This window comes from Nesterenkonia sandarakina, assembly GCF_003003175.1.
Classification (GTDB): Bacteria; Actinomycetota; Actinomycetes; order Actinomycetales; family Micrococcaceae; genus Nesterenkonia; species Nesterenkonia sandarakina_A.
This window is the reverse complement of record NZ_PVTY01000007.1, coordinates 1-15,007: the sequence shown is the minus strand read 5'-3', so window position 1 is coordinate 15,007 and position 15,007 is coordinate 1. Positions and strand designations below refer to the sequence as shown.

Genomic DNA, 15,007 nt, shown 5'->3' with positions numbered 1-15,007 from the left:
CCACGCGCGATGAAACGGTCAGGTCAGAGCACCGGGCGGAACGGGATCAGCGCCCACTCAGTGGCCCGAGCCATCGGATGACGCTCCCGCCAGGTATCCGCGCTCACGACCTCGCAGTGCTCGCTGTCGCTCTCGAAGACCTTCTCCATCTCCCGGGCGAACCCAGGGTCGATGACTTCGAGATTGGACTCGTAATTGAAGGACAGAGACAGCCGGTCGATGTTCGCCGTGCCGATCGTCGACCACTCGCCGTCGATCGTCGCGGTCTTCGAATGCATCATGCTGCTGGCATAGAGCAGGATGGAGATCCCGGAATCGAGCATCTCACCGAAGAAGCCCCGCGAGACCCAGTCGGCGAGCACATGGTTGGAATCCTTGGGCACCATCACCTGCACGTCCACCCCACGCTCAGCGGCGAGCTTCAGGGCCCGGAGGATCTGCTGGTCAGGAATGAAGTAGGGCGTGGAGATCCAGATCCGTTGATCGGCCCGCTCAATGGCCTTCAGATACATGTTGCGGATCGGGTAGACCAGGTCGACCGGCAGGTTGGCGACCACGCGGACCGAAGGGTTCCAGCTGTCGGGGGCGATCCACGGGATCTGCTTCGCGGCGTCACGATCCTCGTTCCACAGCCGTGCGACCGTCTGGCGCAGCCCCCAGACGGCGGGGCCCACCACCTTCAGATGCGTGTCGCGCCACTTCTTGGCGTAGAGCGCACCGATGTTGTAGCCGCCGACGAACCCGACGGCATCATCGATGACCAGGATCTTGGAATGGTTGAACCCGGTGGAGCGCACCGGAGCCTTCCAGAAGCTCCTGCCCGCCGCAGGCATACGGAACACGTGGACCGCGTCGTCGAGCTGCGCGTAGAACGCAGGCTTCACCACGAGATTGGCGAACCCGTCGTAGATGATGAAGACCTTGACACCGCGACGGGACGCGGCATTGAAGGCGTCGATGAATCGCTGACCGACCTCATCGTCCTTCCAGATGTAGGTCTTCATCAGGATCAGATCCTGCGCGGAGTCGATGGCCTTGAGCATGTCGCCATAGAGGGCTTCACCGTCGGTGTAGATGTTCATCGGCGACTCTTCGACCTCGGCGTCAAAGGTCCCCGGGCGGGGTGCATCCCGGTCCTTGCGCTGACCATGCTTGAGCAGATCCAACGCCACCACCGAGAACGCAGCCATCATCGGAACAGCGAGGGCGGAGGCCGCGACCGCCAGCGGAAGCGTCTTACGCGGCGTCCGGTGGGTGGCGAGGTGGCGCTTGTGCATCAGGAAGCTCATGGAGCCACTCTAATTGGCGCGAGCAACCACCTGCGCGAGAGACGCGACACAGCGGAGGCCCTCCAGCCGAGATCTCTTGACCTGGTGTCCGCCAGGGTCTCTCATGGAGTCATCGACTGGGTCCGTGTCACCATCTACGCGGGGTTCCGGCCAGTTGGACCCAGACGGCCGTCCCCGGAAGAGAGCCTGTCATGGTGCGCATGCTGCTGCAGGCCGCGATCAACATCGTGATGGCCGCCGTCGCGATGCTGGTCGCCGCAACCCTGATCGACGGCGTCACCCTCGAGCCGACCGGATTCATCACCGTCGTCGTCGTCTTCGTCCTGGCGCAGGCGGTCCTTGGACCCTTCGTGTTCAACATGGCCCGCCAGTATGCCTCCGCCATCCTCGGGGCGGTAGGCCTGGTCTCGACCCTGCTGGCTGTGTGGGTGGCGACCCTGGTGGCGGATGGCCTGACCCTCTCGACCCTGACGGCGTGGATCTTGACGCCCCTGGTGGTCTGGATCATCACGGCGCTGGGCACCTGGATCCTGGGATACCTGGTGCTCAAACGCTGGTGGGACAAGCGCGCCGAGGAGAAGAACATCCGTCGCGCGATGGCCTGAGGCTCTCGCGGACAGAGTCCGGCCGGACTCCGGCCAGGCAGGCGTTCCTGACCAGTGGGGTACCAAAGCAATGGCGAACGGGACCGACGAGGCATCACCCACGGTGGCCACGCTTGTGCGCCTGTCGGTTCCTGCGATTCTCGTCGGTGTCGTCTCCGGGCTCGGGCTGTTCCTCGTGGAGGAGGCAGCGCACCTGCTGAAGGGTGTCCTCTGGACGGACCTGCCGAGCCTCTTCGGTCTTGATCCCGACTCGCGCTGGTGGATCTTCGCGGTCCTGAGCGTCGTGGGACTCACAGTCGGTCTCATCTGCACCTTTGCCCCCGGTCGCGGGGGACGCGACTCGGCCACCGTGGAGCTGCTGGCGCCGCCCATCCCACTCGCCGCTGTGCCGGGACTCATCCTGGTGAGCCTGCTGGTGTTGGCGGGAGGCGTCAGCCTCGGCCCAGAGTCACCCATCATCGCGATCAACACCGCGATCGTGCTGGCACTGGTCGTGAGACTGTGGCCACGGATCGACATGAGACTCGTGGTGCTGATGACGGCCGCGGGCACCATCGGGGCACTGTTCGGAACCCCGGTGGCCGCCGCGCTGGTGCTCACCGGAGTCGTGGCGACCGCGAGCACTGGAGGCGCGCTCTGGGACAGGCTCTTCCTGCCGCTCCTCGCCGCGGCAGCGGGTTCCCTCACAATGCGGATGATCGACGGCCCCCAGTTCGGGCCCACCGAGATCCCGCCGCTCGGGGCACCACACCCCTCGGATCTCCTGGCCGGCGCTGCTGTCGCATGTGCCGCCGCCCTGGTGATTCTGGCCGGGGCCGCGGTCTTCAGGCCGCTGCATGCGAGCTTTCGCAGACTGCGAAGTCCACTGCTCTACACCACCCTGGGCGGAGTCATCCTGGGGTGCCTCGGGGCGATCGGTGGACCGGTGACCCTGTTCAAGGGCGGCCAGCAGATGGCAGATCTCGTGCGGCATGCTGATGAGCACACCACCGTCCAGCTGCTGCTCATCCTCGCGGTCAAACTCGCGGCGCTGCTCGTCGCGGCCACCTCGGGCTTCCGCGGAGGTCGGATCTTTCCCGCGATCTTCATCGGGGCGGCGACCGGACTCATCGTTGCGTCGCTGATTCCCGAGGTCCCGCTGGGTCTGGCACTTGCCAGCGGAATCCTCGGTGCAGTGCTCGCTGAATGCCGCGACGGGTGGATCGCGCTGTTCATCGCAGCGGTCGTGGTCGGGGACATCTCATTGCTGTCCGTGCTGTGCGTGGTGGTCCTGCCGGTCTGGCTCCTGGTCATGCGTGCCCCGAAGATGCTGATTCCCACGGCGTCGAAGCAGGGGGTCTCAGGGTCGAGCGTCTGAGCGCCGCCGTGATCCTTCGAGTCCGGCGAACGCGTCAGTCCCTCGCCAGCTCAAAGCGCTGAATCAGGTCTTCCGGATGCTGCAGGGCAGGGGCCTGAGCCCGCGTGGAGACCAGCCAGGACGCGAACCTGTTGGCCTTCTGGATCTCGCGGCGCGTCAGCCGAGCTCTGTTCGTCACGGCGATGTCGCAGTCCTGGGTGCCGTCGGCTCCCCGCACTGTGACCTGCACCCTGGTCGAGACCGGACCCAGGTCGAGTCCCACCGCAGCCAGCACCGCCCAGGACATCTCAAAGACCCGGGACGCGGGCCGTGGAGCGCTCTTGGCAGTGAATTCCAGTGCTGACACGCGTGCCCAGGGCAGCGAGACATCCAGATCGTGGAGGACCAGCTCCTCCGGCTCGAAGGTCATATGGGAGGAGTCCGCCGAACCTGCTATGAGCTGATCATCCTTGATGGCGAACAATCCGTAAGTCTGTGCTGTCAATGGATCTCTCTCGGAGGTGTAGATGTGCCTTTTCTGCTCGATTCTATTGCCGTGATCGAAAGAACAGGTCGGCGCTGTCCCGCCGAGCCGCATCCACGGCGGCTCTCTGCCGGTCTCGGGAGGTTCCGCCCCACACGATATCGAGTCCCCGGCACCCGGTCTCCGGGTCCTTCCGCGTGACTCCGGTCTCGTCTGGTGAATTCCGTTGGTCGGAATTACTCGCGGGGCCATAAGGTAGTGCTCCGTGAGCACTCAGACCCCCGCCTCCCAGACCTCCACCCCGCGAGAGCCCGGTACCCTCGACCGGTATTTCCACATCACCGCCCGCGGTTCGAGCATCGGTCGGGAGGTGCGCGGTGGTCTGGCGACCTTCTTCGCGATGTCCTACATCATCGTGTTGAACCCGCTGATCATCGGCGCCTCAGCCGACTCCACCGGCAGCTTCCTCGGCGGCGGCTCGGAGCCGAACCTGCCCGCCGTCGCCGCCGCGACCTCGCTGATCTCTGGTCTGATGACCATCCTCATGGGCGTGATCGGCAAGTTCCCGATGGCGGTCTCCTCCTCCCTGGGACTCTCGGCGTTCATCACCTACGGCATCGTCGTGCTTCCCGGCATGACCTGGGCCGATGCCATGGGACTGGTGGTCATCGAGGGTGTGATCCTGCTGGTCCTGGTGCTCACCGGCTTCCGCTCGGCCATCTTCAACGCCGTCCCCGGCGCGCTCAAGATCGCGATCAGCGTGGGCATCGGACTGTTCATCGCGCTGATCGGCATGGTCAACGCCGGCTTCATCCAGAACAACGGCAGCACCGGACTGGAGCTCGGCGTCGGCGGGTCGCTCTACGGCTGGCCGATCCTGATCTTCCTGATCGCGATGTTCGCCCTCTTCGCCATGTGGGCGGCCAAGATCCGCGGCGCGATCCTGTATTCGATCGTGGGTGCCACGGTGCTGGCGATCACGATCGAATCGGTATTCCGCATCGGCCCGCAGGTGGCCGAGGACGGCACCGAGAACCCCTATGGCTGGGGCCTGACCGTGCCGACGCTGAACCAGGACTGGCTGACCATGCCCGACCTGAGCCTGATCGGGGACTTCAACCTGCTGGGCTCCTGGCAGAGCATCGGCGTGGTCGCGGCCACCCTCGCGATCTTCACCCTGCTGCTGGCCAACTTCTTCGACCTGCTGGGCACCATGGTGGGCGTCTCCAACGCCGGCGGGATCAAGGACGCCGACGGCGACATCCCGCACTCCCGCCGGATCATGGTCGCTGACGCGGTCGGCACCATCGGCGGCGGCGTGGGCTCCACCTCGGTGAACTCCGGGTTCATCGAGTCCACCGTGGGCGTGGGCGACGGCGCGCGGACCGGTCTGGCCAACGTGGTCACCGGAGTGCTCTTCCTGGCCACCATCGTGCTGGCCCCGCTGGCCGCCGTGATCCCCACCGAGGCGGCCTCCGCCACCCTGGTGCTGGTCGGCTTCCTGATGATGCAGCAGATCGTGCGGATCGACTGGACCGATGTGGAGATGGCGATCCCCGCCTTCATGACCATCGTGGTCATGCCCTTCTCCTACTCGATCACCAACGGCATCGGCGCAGGCTTCATCAGCTACGTGGCGATCAAGGTCTTCCGCGGCAAATGGCGTGAAGTGCACCCGCTGATGTACGTCACCGCGGCATTGTTCGTGCTCTACTTCGTCTCCGGCCCGATCCAGGAGGCGCTGGGCGTCGGCTGACCGGTCAGTTCGGGACTTAAGGTCCTGGTGCGCTCCTGAACGGCGACGAGAAGATGGTGTCGTGGAGGGAGAACGACACCATGGATGCTGTCATCGTCTACGAGTCCGCGTGGGGAAACACCAAGGTCATCGCCGAGGCGGTGGCAGACGGTCTGGCCGCCACGCTTGATGTCGGAATGGTGCTTGATGTCAGCTTCGCCCCGCCCGCCGACACGGTCACAGCCGACCTGCTCGTCGTAGGGGCTCCCACCCATGCCTTCGGACTGAGCCGCCCGCAGACTCGCAGAGATGCCGCGAACCGCGGCGGTCACCCCGGGGGCACCGGCGTGCGGGAGTGGATCAGCGCCGCCGGTGACGTTCATCTGCCGGTCGCGGTGTTCGACACCCACGTCCGCCACCCGAACCTCCCCGGTGCGGCCAGCAAGAAGGCGGCGAAGCTGCTGCGCAGCCACGGCGCATCGCTCCTCGCGAAGCCTGAGAGCTTCTACGTGGAGGGATACGAGGGTCCGGTCCTGTCCGGGGAGATCGACCGGGCCACCCGATGGGGCGCCGAGCTCGCTCAGCTGCTGCCCGAGAACTCTCGAGGGGCCTGAGCAGCTGGGTGCCCGGCCGGGGTCAGTACCAGGCGACGCCGAATTCCGGGTGATGCTTCTCCGGCGCAGAGGGACGCACGAGCAGCAGGAGAACCACGAACCATCCGATGACCGGGATGAACCCGAGGAAGAACATCGAGCCCGGAAGCCCTGAATCGTGAAGTCGACGCCAGGTCACGGCGAGCAGCGGCGGGATGGTCAGCGCCAGGATCAGCAGATGCAGGCCGAGTATGGCGGCGGCGAAGATCGCGCCGAAGCCCTCGAGCCAGACGCTGGGGGAGAACCCGGTGACCCCGAAGAGATCCCGTGCGTCGGTGACGATGTCCTCGGCGAACAGGGTGCTGATGGTGATGATCGCCGTCATGCCGATCGCAGTGTGGACCAGGACCAGGAACAGGAAGGGCCACCAGAACTCCGAGCGCGTGGAGTAGCCCCTGAACTGGATGTAGTTCTCGAAGAACGACGAGAGCGTGGCGTCGGGCCCGTAGACGTTGCCCACTGGCCATGTGGTCTCACCGGCGTATAGCTGCATTGCACATCCTTGATCTGCTCATGCGGGGGAGGGTCAGAGGCCGTATCGATTGAGCACACTCTGGTCGTGTTTCGGCGTGAAACAAAGAGGCTTCGGTCCCATCGGCCCCTGGCTGCCCGATCTCCTCCGGGCCCGGAACGGGCGCTCCGAGCTCGCTGTGCAGTCGGTCGTGTCCGTGCCCGGACCTAAGCTCACCTCTGTTGCTATCGAATGTATGTTCGAATACGATGAGGCTCCCGGGCTTCCCATCGGCTTCGTCATACCTCTTGGAGACATGAAAGAGGGAGCTTGCCCATGTCCACTGTTATTCGCCCCGAAGCCGACCGAGCACCCCGCCGTGGAGCGGTGACGCTCACTGAATCCATCGATATCGAATGTGACGAGCAGTTTCTGCCCCACCGGGTGATCTGGAAAGAGCGGAGGCATCTCGTGGTCGAAGCCCCTGTCCGCTGGTATCAGCGGCGCAGCTGGTGGTTGGAGGAGCCCCGCGCCGAGCGCGGTCGCCCCGGACTGGTGGCCCATGAGATGTGGCGGCTGCAGGTCCGGCTTGAAGCCACCTCACGCACCGAGACCGCCGAGGTGCACACCATCGACGTCAGTCGGCACCTGGCCTCCGGACGTTGGCGTCTGGTGCGGGTCCATTGACCTTCACCCATCTGAATGTGGCCAGCTCGTTCAGCAGTCACTATGGCACCAACCGGCCTGGCGAACTGGTGGCCGCCGCCGCGGCGGATGAGATGACAGCCCTGGCCATCACCGACCGGGACGGGCTCTATGGGGCGGTCAAACACCTCGGTGCCTGCATCGACCTGGGCATCGCCCCGATCCTCGGCGTCAGCCTCGCAGTGGAGGACCGTGGCCGGGCCGTGGTCCTCGCCAGCAATGCCACCGGTGGGTATGCGGCGCTGTGCCAGCTGATCTCTCGTGCCCACGAACGCCCGCAGGGCGAGGCCGCGCGGGTGAGCCTGCAGGACCTGGCCGAGCACTCGGCCCCCGGGGAGGGAGAGGTGCGTCGTCGGCTGTTCGTGCTGGCCGGACCGGAGAGCGAGATCGGTGCGGCCGCGGCCTCCCGGGACTACCGCAGCACCCGGGCGCTGCTGCGTCAATGGCGTGAGGTGCTCGGCGAGGCGCTGCGGGTGGAGGTCGTCTCCCACCTGGCGCCTCCAGGGGAGGCGCTGTCCACCGCCCACGCGGTCCGGATGCTCAGCGCCGCGCAGGTCAGCCGGGTCACGCCGGTGCTGACCAACGCGGTGCGGCTGCTGAGCACCGATGAGGCCGCCACCGCTGATGTGCTCGACGCCGTGCGGGTGCTCTCGGATCTGCACAGCACCTCGGCGCTGCAGCCCACCGACCAGGGCTGGCTGAAGCCTGCCGCTGCGATGAAGTCCTTGGCCGCAGAGATCTGCGCGGCCAGCACCACCCCGATCTCGGCCGAGGAGCTGCTGGCCAACACCGAGGCGCTGGGACGCCAGTGCGAGCTGGACCCGGTCAGAGACATGGGCTGGGGCCAGCCCAAGGTGCCCGAGACCTCCGTGATCGGGATCGAGGGCGACCCGGATGAGGAGCTGCGCGCCCGCTGCGAAGCCGGCCTGGCCGAGATGCTCGCCCAGGAAGCCGCGGCTGAGACGAGTCCCGATCCTGAAGCCCCAGGCCAGGAGCGCACCGGTGCGGCGCGGGCGCGGCTGGAACATGAGCTGAGCATCATCACCGACCTCGGCTTCGCCCCCTATTTCCTGACCGTCGCCGAGGTGGCCCGGCTGATCCGCGAGATGGGGGTCCGCGCCGCCGCCCGCGGCTCGGCGGTCTCCTCCCTGGTGGTCCACGCCCTGGGGATCAGTCCGATCGACCCGCTGCAGCACGGACTGATCTTCGAACGCTTCCTCTCCCGCCGGCGCTCCACCCTGCCGGACATCGACATCGACGTGGAGTCCTCCGAGCGGCACCGGATCTACCGGGCGGTGTTCAAGCGCTTCGGCGCGCAGCGGGTCACCCTGATGAGCATGCAGAACGCCTACCGGATCCGCGGCGCGGTCCGTGACGCCGGGCTCGCGCTGGGACTCCCCGAGGAGGAGATCGATCAGCTCGCGGAGATCATGTGGCGCTTCCCCGCCCGGGAGTTCCGCCGCGCCCTCGAGGAGAAGCCCGAGCTCCAAAGCCTGGCCGAACGGATCGAGACCGAGCGCAGCTCCGGACGCCAGCAGCTGGACCTGCTGGTGGACCTCTCCGAACGTCTGGACCGGCTGCCCCGGCACATCTCCACCCATCCCTGCGGTGTGATCCTGGGCAACAACAACCTGCTCACGCTCACCCCGGTGGAGCGCTCCGGGGTCAACGGGCTGCCGATGAGCCAGTTCGACAAGGACGATATGGATCCGATGGGGTTCATCAAGCTCGACATCCTGGGCGTGCGGATGCAGTCGGCGATCGCCTATGCCCTCACCGAGCTCGAACGCACCACCGGGGAGGTCATCGACATGGTCAAAGACGTGGACTATGCCGATCCCGCGACCTTCGCGATGATCCAGTCCACCCACACCCTGGGCTGCTTCCAGATCGAGAGCCCCGGGCAGCGCGAGCTGATCGGCAAGCTGGTGCCCAAGACGCTCAACGACCTGGTGGTGGACATCTCGCTGTTCCGTCCCGGACCCATGGGATCCGGCATGGTCAAGCCCTATCTGGAACGCCGCCACGGCTACGAGACCGTGCGCTACCCGCATCCCGATCTGGCCGAGATCCTCGATGAGACCTACGGGGTGGTGGTCTTCCATGAACAGGTCCTGCGGATCTTCGACACGATGACCGAATGCGGCCTGGATGTCGCCGATGAGCTGCGCCGCGCGATGAGCAAGGACAAGTCAGGACCGGTGGAGATCTTCTTCCGCGAGGAGACCGCCAAGCGCGGATACTCCGCTGCGGTGATCGACCGGGTCTGGGAGATCCTGCTCAGCTTCGGCAGCTTCGGCTTCTGCAAGGCCCACGGAGCGGCCTTCGCCGTGCCCACCTACCAGTCGGCCTGGCTGAAGACCCACCACCCGGCCCACTTCCTCTGCGGCCTCTTCGAACACGACCCGGGCATGTACCCGCTGCGGCTGCTGGTCTCCGAGGCCCGTCGGCTGAAGATCCCGCTGCTGCCGATGGACGTCAACCGCTCCACCAGCAGCTATCACGTGGAGGCAACCTCGGTGGCGGGGCTGCCGGTATGGGGGATCCGGATGTCGCTGGTCGGGCTGAAGGGGATATCGAAGGCCGAGCTGCGCCGGATCGAGGCGGAGCAGCCCTTCGCCTCACTGGCGGATCTGCGCGACCGGTCGCGGTTGAAACGCTCCACGCTGCGCGACCTGGCCAAGGTGGGCGCCCTGGACGCTCTGCTGCCAGAAGGCCGGAAGCACCGCAAAGACCTCATCCAGTGGGTGGAGTCCACCAACCTGGAGTACGCCAAGAAGCTTCCCGCCCGCCAGGTCCAGGGTCAGCTCGCCCTGCCCATCGGGGACGTGGAGATCGCCAACATGCCCACCGGGGCAGGTGAGCTGGCGGCCCGAGAGATCGTCACCACCGAGCTGGACCTGACCTCCCTGGACACCAGCGGACACGTGATGGACTTCCATCATCCGGTGCTGCAGGCGGCGGGGGTCACCTTCGCCGAAGACCTGCTGTCCCTGCGCAACGGCGCCACCGTGCGAGTGGCCGGGATCCGGGTGGCTACCCAGACCCCACCGATGGCCTCGGGCAAACGGGTCGTGTTCATCACCCTCGACGACGGCACCGGCTGCGTGGATCTGAGCTTCTTCGAGGAGGCTCAGCGCAATACGGGGGAGTGTCTCTTCGCGGCGAAGATGCTCATGGCTGAGGGCACCATCCGGCGCACCGGACCCCGGGCGGTCACCGTGCAGGCGACTCGGGCCTGGGATCTGCGCGGAGAGACGGTGCCGGGGCGGCTTCCCGCCGCAGCAGGCTCTCTTTGATCTGCACCCCGTAGCGGAAGCCGCCGAGCCCACCGTCGGTGCGGATCACCCGATGACAGGGCACGAACAGCGCCGCGGCGTTCATCGCGCAGGCCCCGGCCGCCGCTCGGACCGCGCGCGGGCGTCCCGCACGCTCGGCGTACCCGGCGTAGGTCAGCGGCGCGCCCGGCGCCACCTGACGCAGCACCTCCCAGGCCTGTTCTCGAAACGGCCCGGAGCGCTGCTTCACCGGCACGCCGTCCACGGCCGCGGTGTCACCGGCGTAATAGGCCGCCACCGCCTCGGCAGCCTGATCCAGCACCGAAGCCCGTCCCGCAGGTCCCGGAGCTCGAACCGGTGCCGGGGGAGCACCAGCATCTGGTGCTGACTCCCCGGTGAATTCCCGCAGCTCCGGATGGATCAGCTTCAGCAGGGCAGCGATGTCCCAGGTCCAACCGGAGGCCAAGACATGGCTGTCATTGGCCACCACACTGAAAGGTCCATCGGGTGTACTCACACTGACGTGGTGGATGCTGCTGTCGAGACGTGTCATGATGCTGCCTTCTGTCGGGTGTGACCACGTGGGGTGAGGTCCGGTGAGGGGAGAACTGGTGAGGGCAGTGCTGGCAGGGCGGCGGCCGCCTGCCAGAGGTGCATCGCGGCATAGGAGCGCCAGGGCGACCAGCGCCGGGCATGGGACTCCAACGCTCGGTGCGCCGCGGTCTTCTTGGATGCCGGGTCCAGCAGGCCGAGCTTCTTGGCGCCGGTGAGCAGCACGACGTCACCTGTCATCCAGACGTCGGGGTCGCCCATCACCCGCAGCATCAGATACGAGGCCGTCCACTGCCCGATCCCCGGCATGGAGGTGAGCTGGTCATGCAGCGCCCGGGTGTCTGCTCCCTGGTGCAGGCTGAGCTCCCCGCTGGCCAGGGCCGCCGCGGCGGTGCGCACGGTGGTGATGGACCGGGCGGGCAGCCGCAGCGGCCGTTCCGGGTCCAGGACGGGCGGGACGGAGCCGGTGTGAGACGGCGGCGCCGGGATCCCGGCGAGGATCTCCTCCGGTGTGGGGAACAGCCTGGACAGCCCCGCGAAGGAAGACTCGTGCTTGGCGCCCAGCGCGTCGACGAGCCGGCCGAGGTGGGTGCGCGCGGCCGCCACCGAGATCTGCTGACCCACGATGGCGCGGATCAGGTACTCCGCGCCGTCGGCGGTTCCTGGGATCCGCAGTCCTGGGGCACGGGCGAGCAGGGGTGCCAACACCGGATCCTCGGAGAGAGCAGCGCAGACGGCGAGCGGGTCGGCGTCGAGGTCAAAGAGCCGACGGGCCACGGCGACGGCAGTCGGGATGTCGGCCCAGGCGCTGAGTTCGCACTCCAGCTGCAGCTGCCATTGCAGGGAAGAGCCGACAGGACCCGCACCGGCGGGGGCCTCTGCGGCAGGGATCTTGATGGCGGAGGCCGCAGCGACCGGGTGCCCTGGCACTGGGAACGTGGTGACAGGTGTCGCGGTGACCTGGATCGCGGCCGGTCCGTGGGCCAGCCGCAGGGTCCTGGCGTAGACCAGGGCCTCGCCGTCGAGCTGGGTTGCCTCTACGCCGGGAAGGGCGCGTTCAGCTAAAAAGGTGAAGAGCTCCACCGCGTTGAAGGGCTCCCGCACCGGCAGGGCCAGGCGCAGCCCGAGCCGCTCCGTCGCAGACGCTCCACCGGCTCCACCAGCAGCACCGGGAGAGGCGGCACCGGAGGTGGAGGCGGCGCTGGACCCGCCGCGCTTCGGGGCAGCGCCCGCAGACCGGTGGGCGCGCACCCGGATCTCCCGGGGTGTCGCGCCGAGCACGGCTCGGGCGGTGTCGTTGAACTGGCGCACCGAGGAGAAACCGGCGGCGAAGGCGATCTCGGTGATCGGCAGAGAGGTGCCCACCAGCAGGCTCCGGGCCAGGTGGATCCGGTGGGCCCGGGCGAGTGCGAGCGGTCCGGCGCCCAGTTCCGCGCTCAGGGTCCGGTGCAGGTGACGGCTGCTGTAGCCCAGCTGGGCGCTCAGGGCCTCCACGCCGCCGTCGTTCATGTGGCCTTCGCGGATCAGCCGCATGGCGCGTCCGGCCAGGTCCTGCCGGGTGTTCCACTCGGGGGTGCCCGGAGCCGCTTCGGGCAGGCATCGCTTGCAGGCGCGGTAGCCGTGCTCGTGCGCGGCGGCGGAGGTGGAATAGAAGGTGACGTTCTCGGGCTTCGGGGTCTGCGCCGGGCAGGAGGGACGGCAGTAGATCATCGTGGAGGAGACCGCGGTGTAGAACTGCCCGTCGAAGCGGCGATCCCGGGACTTCACGGCCCGGTAGCGGCGCTCGAATACTTCATCCTGGTCCATGTGTTCCATTCCACATCTCCGGCGCAGAGAATGCTAGCGGGAATCGGACGCGACCATCGGTGGTTGTCAGCAAAGCGTCCGGCATAGAACGTGACCGGGCGCAGGATGTTCACGATGTCCGATTCCGCTATGTGTGGGGTCACGGACTCCACGGAAGGACCTATATGACTACCATTGCGCTTATTGGAGCAGGACGCGGCCTGGGAGCCGCTGTTGCACGTCGATTCGGCCGGGAAGGCTTCAACCTGGCCCTGATCTCCCGCAGCCAGGAGCGTGTGGACGCGTTCGCTGAGGAGCTCAATGCTGAGGGTTTCACCGCCAAGGGTTTCCAAGCCAATGTCCGCGACACCCGCAGCCTGACCGAGGCGCTGGACAAGGCCGTGCAGGAACTGGACCCATCGAGGTCATGACCTACAGCCCGCTGCCTCAGAAGGAGTTCCTGCGCCCGCTGCTGGAGACCACCGCGCAGGATCTCGAGGGAGCCGTCGAGTTCTCCATCTACGGACCCGTCGCAGCCGTGCACCAGGTGCTGCAGGGCATGCGTGCTCTGGGTCGGGGCACCGTGCTGTTCATCAACGGTGGCAGCGGCGCACGCCCCAGCGCGAAGGTGGCCGGCACCTCGATCGCCTTCGCCGGGGAGAGCGCCTTTGCGCAGATGCTCCACGATGAGCTCGCCGAGGAGAACATCCACGTCGGGCAGCTGATCATCCCCGGTGAGATCACCGAGGGCAGCGACACCAAGGACCCGCAGGTCCTGGCGGAGAAGCTGTGGGACCTCCACGCTGACCGCAAGGACTTCCGCGTCTTCGCGGAGCCGATGGATCGCTAGGCTCTCGCAGCGTCGACATTTCCGCAAGACGACGGGTCCCGGTCAGCAGACCGGGGCCCGTCGTCGTCGTGGAGGCTGCCTGGATAGCACTGTGCGGATTCCTGGTCACTAGACTCCCAGCTATCAGGCGCAGTGCCCAACAACCTCGGAGAGCAGCCGTATGAGCGAGGAACGCCGCAGAGACTGGGCGAGAACGACTCTCCTGTCGAGGAGGCCCTGCAACACTCCTTCGACAACACGGTGAACGAAGGGGCCGAACGGCTCCAGCGCACCTTCCGCGCGATGCTCGTCACCGGATTCTTCGGCGGGATGGAAGTCGGACTGGGTGTGATGGCTTACCTGGCCGTGCTGCACGAGACCGACAATCACCTGCTGGCAGGTCTGGCATTCAGCGTCGGACTGATCGCGATCCTGCTGGCGCACAGCGAACTGTTCACCGAGGACTTCCTGATGCCCGTCGCGGCGGTGGTCTCGCGGGAGGGCAGCGTCGCACAACTGGGGAAACTCTGGGGCGGCACGCTGGTGGCAAACCTCGCCGGCGGCTGGGTCTTCATGTGGTTGGTGATGCAGGCATTCCCGGAGTGGGAATCGACCATACGAGAGTCCGCCGCGCATTTCGTGGACGCACCGTTCTCCCTGCAGACCATCTGTCTGGCCATCCTCGGCGGCAGCACCATCACCCTGATGACACGCATGCAGCAGGGAACCGACGCGGACATTGCGCGGATCGTCGCGGCCGTCGTCGGCGGCTTCCTGTTGGCGGGTCTTCAGCTCTTCCACTCCATCCTGGACTCGCTGCTGATCTTCGGAGCCATCCAGACCGGAGCAGACATCACCTTCCTGGAGTGGCTGAGCTGGTTCAGCTACACGCTGCTGTTCAACATCCTCGGCGGCATTGCGCTGGTGACGGTGCTCAGGCTGGTTCGGACCAAAGAGCTGGTGCAGCAGCGACGCCGTGAATCGCCGGCAGACCCAGATGCCGCGCGTGGAGAGCAGGACTAGCTGTTGTGGGGCATGAGGTTCTTGCCACTGGTGCGTCGATGAGATGAGGAACGGGCTCCCCGCCACAGGATGGAAGTTCCTACACAACCCATCCGCAGGAGAAGAGCCCGCCCATGATCCACGCTAACGCACCACTGACCCCGACCGGACGACTGCGCATGGTGACTCGTCACCTGAGCGACGGGATCCCCAAATCCCACGTCGCTGCGGAGTTCCGAGTCTCGCGTCCCACCGTGACCACCTGGGTCACCCGGTACCTCGCCGAAGGCGAGGAAGGACTCA

At 66.7% G+C, this 15,007-nt stretch carries 15 protein-coding genes; 10 read left to right on the top strand and 5 right to left on the bottom strand.

Annotation, left to right across the window (positions count from 1 at the left end):
• Nucleotides 1–23: 23 nt before the first annotated feature.
• Nucleotides 24–1,289 carry a phospholipase D-like domain-containing protein gene (locus tag BCL67_RS06875; protein WP_258174836.1) on the bottom strand — a complete coding sequence of 422 codons (1,266 nt, stop codon included), beginning with the start codon at nucleotides 1,287–1,289 and terminating at the stop codon, nucleotides 24–26.
• A 191-nt stretch (nucleotides 1,290–1,480) separates the two neighbouring features.
• On the opposite strand from BCL67_RS06875, the gene BCL67_RS06870 reads away from it, so the two are divergent.
• Both BCL67_RS06870 and BCL67_RS06865 read left to right on the top strand, forming a co-directional pair.
• Nucleotides 1,481–1,894, top strand: a complete 414-nt coding sequence (locus BCL67_RS06870) for a phage holin family protein (RefSeq protein WP_258174835.1) — start codon at nucleotides 1,481–1,483, stop codon at nucleotides 1,892–1,894.
• Between the two features lie 70 nt (nucleotides 1,895–1,964).
• Entirely contained in the window at nucleotides 1,965–3,251 is a 1,287-nt protein-coding gene (locus BCL67_RS06865; protein ID WP_106122717.1) for an ion channel protein, read from the top strand.
• Nucleotides 3,252–3,285: 34 nt separating this feature from the next.
• On the opposite strand, the gene BCL67_RS06860 is transcribed toward BCL67_RS06865, so the two are convergent.
• Entirely contained in the window at nucleotides 3,286–3,714 is a 429-nt protein-coding gene (locus tag BCL67_RS06860; protein WP_106122716.1) for a hypothetical protein, read from the bottom strand.
• A gap of 265 nt (nucleotides 3,715–3,979) precedes the next feature.
• On the opposite strand from BCL67_RS06860, the gene BCL67_RS06855 reads away from it, so the two are divergent.
• Both BCL67_RS06855 and BCL67_RS06850 read left to right on the top strand, forming a co-directional pair.
• Nucleotides 3,980–5,470, top strand: a complete 1,491-nt coding sequence (locus BCL67_RS06855) for an NCS2 family permease (protein ID WP_106122715.1) — start codon at nucleotides 3,980–3,982, stop codon at nucleotides 5,468–5,470.
• Nucleotides 5,471–5,550: 80 nt separating this feature from the next.
• Nucleotides 5,551–6,063, top strand: coding sequence for a flavodoxin family protein (locus tag BCL67_RS06850; protein ID WP_106122714.1), 513 nt, complete (start codon nucleotides 5,551–5,553; stop codon nucleotides 6,061–6,063).
• A gap of 22 nt (nucleotides 6,064–6,085) precedes the next feature.
• Here BCL67_RS06850 and BCL67_RS06845 read toward each other — a convergent pair whose 3' ends face one another.
• Entirely contained in the window at nucleotides 6,086–6,595 is a 510-nt protein-coding gene (locus tag BCL67_RS06845; RefSeq protein WP_106122713.1) for a DUF805 domain-containing protein, read from the bottom strand.
• A gap of 294 nt (nucleotides 6,596–6,889) precedes the next feature.
• Between BCL67_RS06845 and BCL67_RS06840 the strand changes: the two genes are divergently transcribed.
• Nucleotides 6,890–7,240, top strand: coding sequence for a hypothetical protein (locus tag BCL67_RS06840; RefSeq protein WP_258174834.1), 351 nt, complete (start codon nucleotides 6,890–6,892; stop codon nucleotides 7,238–7,240).
• Nucleotides 7,216–10,557, top strand: a complete 3,342-nt coding sequence (locus BCL67_RS06835; RefSeq protein ID WP_106122712.1) for a DNA polymerase III subunit alpha — start codon at nucleotides 7,216–7,218, stop codon at nucleotides 10,555–10,557. Before BCL67_RS06840 ends, BCL67_RS06835 begins: the two co-directional genes overlap by 25 nt.
• Here BCL67_RS06835 and BCL67_RS06830 read toward each other — a convergent pair.
• Together BCL67_RS06830 and BCL67_RS06825 are read right to left on the bottom strand one after the other, a co-directional pair.
• Nucleotides 10,475–11,089 carry a methylated-DNA--[protein]-cysteine S-methyltransferase gene (locus BCL67_RS06830; RefSeq protein WP_106122711.1) on the bottom strand — a complete coding sequence of 205 codons (615 nt, stop codon included), beginning with the start codon at nucleotides 11,087–11,089 and terminating at the stop codon, nucleotides 10,475–10,477. The genes BCL67_RS06835 and BCL67_RS06830 overlap by 83 nt on opposite strands.
• Nucleotides 11,086–12,903 (bottom strand): DNA-3-methyladenine glycosylase 2 family protein, encoded by a 1,818-nt coding sequence (locus tag BCL67_RS06825; protein WP_374955632.1) that lies wholly within the window; start codon nucleotides 12,901–12,903, stop codon nucleotides 11,086–11,088. Before BCL67_RS06825 ends, BCL67_RS06830 begins: the two co-directional genes overlap by 4 nt.
• Nucleotides 12,904–13,058: 155 nt before the next feature.
• Here BCL67_RS06825 and BCL67_RS15785 point away from each other — a divergent pair, with 155 nt between their 5' ends.
• The 4 genes from BCL67_RS15785 to BCL67_RS06810 all read left to right on the top strand — a co-directional run.
• Nucleotides 13,059–13,304 carry an SDR family oxidoreductase gene (locus tag BCL67_RS15785; protein ID WP_258174832.1) on the top strand — a complete coding sequence of 82 codons (246 nt, stop codon included), beginning with the start codon at nucleotides 13,059–13,061 and terminating at the stop codon, nucleotides 13,302–13,304.
• Nucleotides 13,301–13,723: an SDR family NAD(P)-dependent oxidoreductase gene (locus tag BCL67_RS15780; RefSeq protein WP_258174830.1), complete on the top strand. Its 423-nt coding sequence runs from the start codon at nucleotides 13,301–13,303 to the stop codon at nucleotides 13,721–13,723. The genes BCL67_RS15785 and BCL67_RS15780 overlap by 4 nt, the downstream gene beginning before the upstream one ends.
• Before the next feature lie 132 nt (nucleotides 13,724–13,855).
• Nucleotides 13,856–14,725 (top strand): formate/nitrite transporter family protein, encoded by an 870-nt coding sequence (locus BCL67_RS06815; RefSeq protein ID WP_106122710.1) that lies wholly within the window; start codon nucleotides 13,856–13,858, stop codon nucleotides 14,723–14,725.
• Nucleotides 14,726–14,838: 113 nt separating this feature from the next.
• Nucleotides 14,839–15,007, top strand: a 169-nt coding sequence (locus BCL67_RS06810) for a helix-turn-helix domain-containing protein (protein WP_146131102.1), incomplete at its 3' end; no start/stop codon positions are given.

What these genes read in the sequence shown, in the direction of transcription:
- BCL67_RS15785 (WP_258174832.1), top strand. Translation starts at nt 13,059, where the DNA reads ATGACTACCATTGCGCTTATTGGAGCAGGACGCGGCCTGGGAGCCGCT.
- BCL67_RS06875 (WP_258174836.1), bottom strand. Translation starts at nt 1,289, where the DNA reads ATGAGCTTCCTGATGCACAAGCGCCACCTCGCCACCCACCGGACGCCG.
- BCL67_RS15780 (WP_258174830.1), top strand. Translation starts at nt 13,301, where the DNA reads ATGACCTACAGCCCGCTGCCTCAGAAGGAGTTCCTGCGCCCGCTGCTG.
- BCL67_RS06865 (WP_106122717.1), top strand. Translation starts at nt 1,965, where the DNA reads ATGGCGAACGGGACCGACGAGGCATCACCCACGGTGGCCACGCTTGTG.
- BCL67_RS06850 (WP_106122714.1), top strand. Translation starts at nt 5,551, where the DNA reads ATGGATGCTGTCATCGTCTACGAGTCCGCGTGGGGAAACACCAAGGTC.
- BCL67_RS06845 (WP_106122713.1), bottom strand. Translation starts at nt 6,595, where the DNA reads ATGCAGCTATACGCCGGTGAGACCACATGGCCAGTGGGCAACGTCTAC.
- BCL67_RS06825 (WP_374955632.1), bottom strand. Translation starts at nt 12,903, where the DNA reads ATGGAACACATGGACCAGGATGAAGTATTCGAGCGCCGCTACCGGGCC.
- BCL67_RS06830 (WP_106122711.1), bottom strand. Translation starts at nt 11,089, where the DNA reads ATGACACGTCTCGACAGCAGCATCCACCACGTCAGTGTGAGTACACCC.
- BCL67_RS06840 (WP_258174834.1), top strand. Translation starts at nt 6,890, where the DNA reads ATGTCCACTGTTATTCGCCCCGAAGCCGACCGAGCACCCCGCCGTGGA.
- BCL67_RS06870 (WP_258174835.1), top strand. Translation starts at nt 1,481, where the DNA reads ATGGTGCGCATGCTGCTGCAGGCCGCGATCAACATCGTGATGGCCGCC.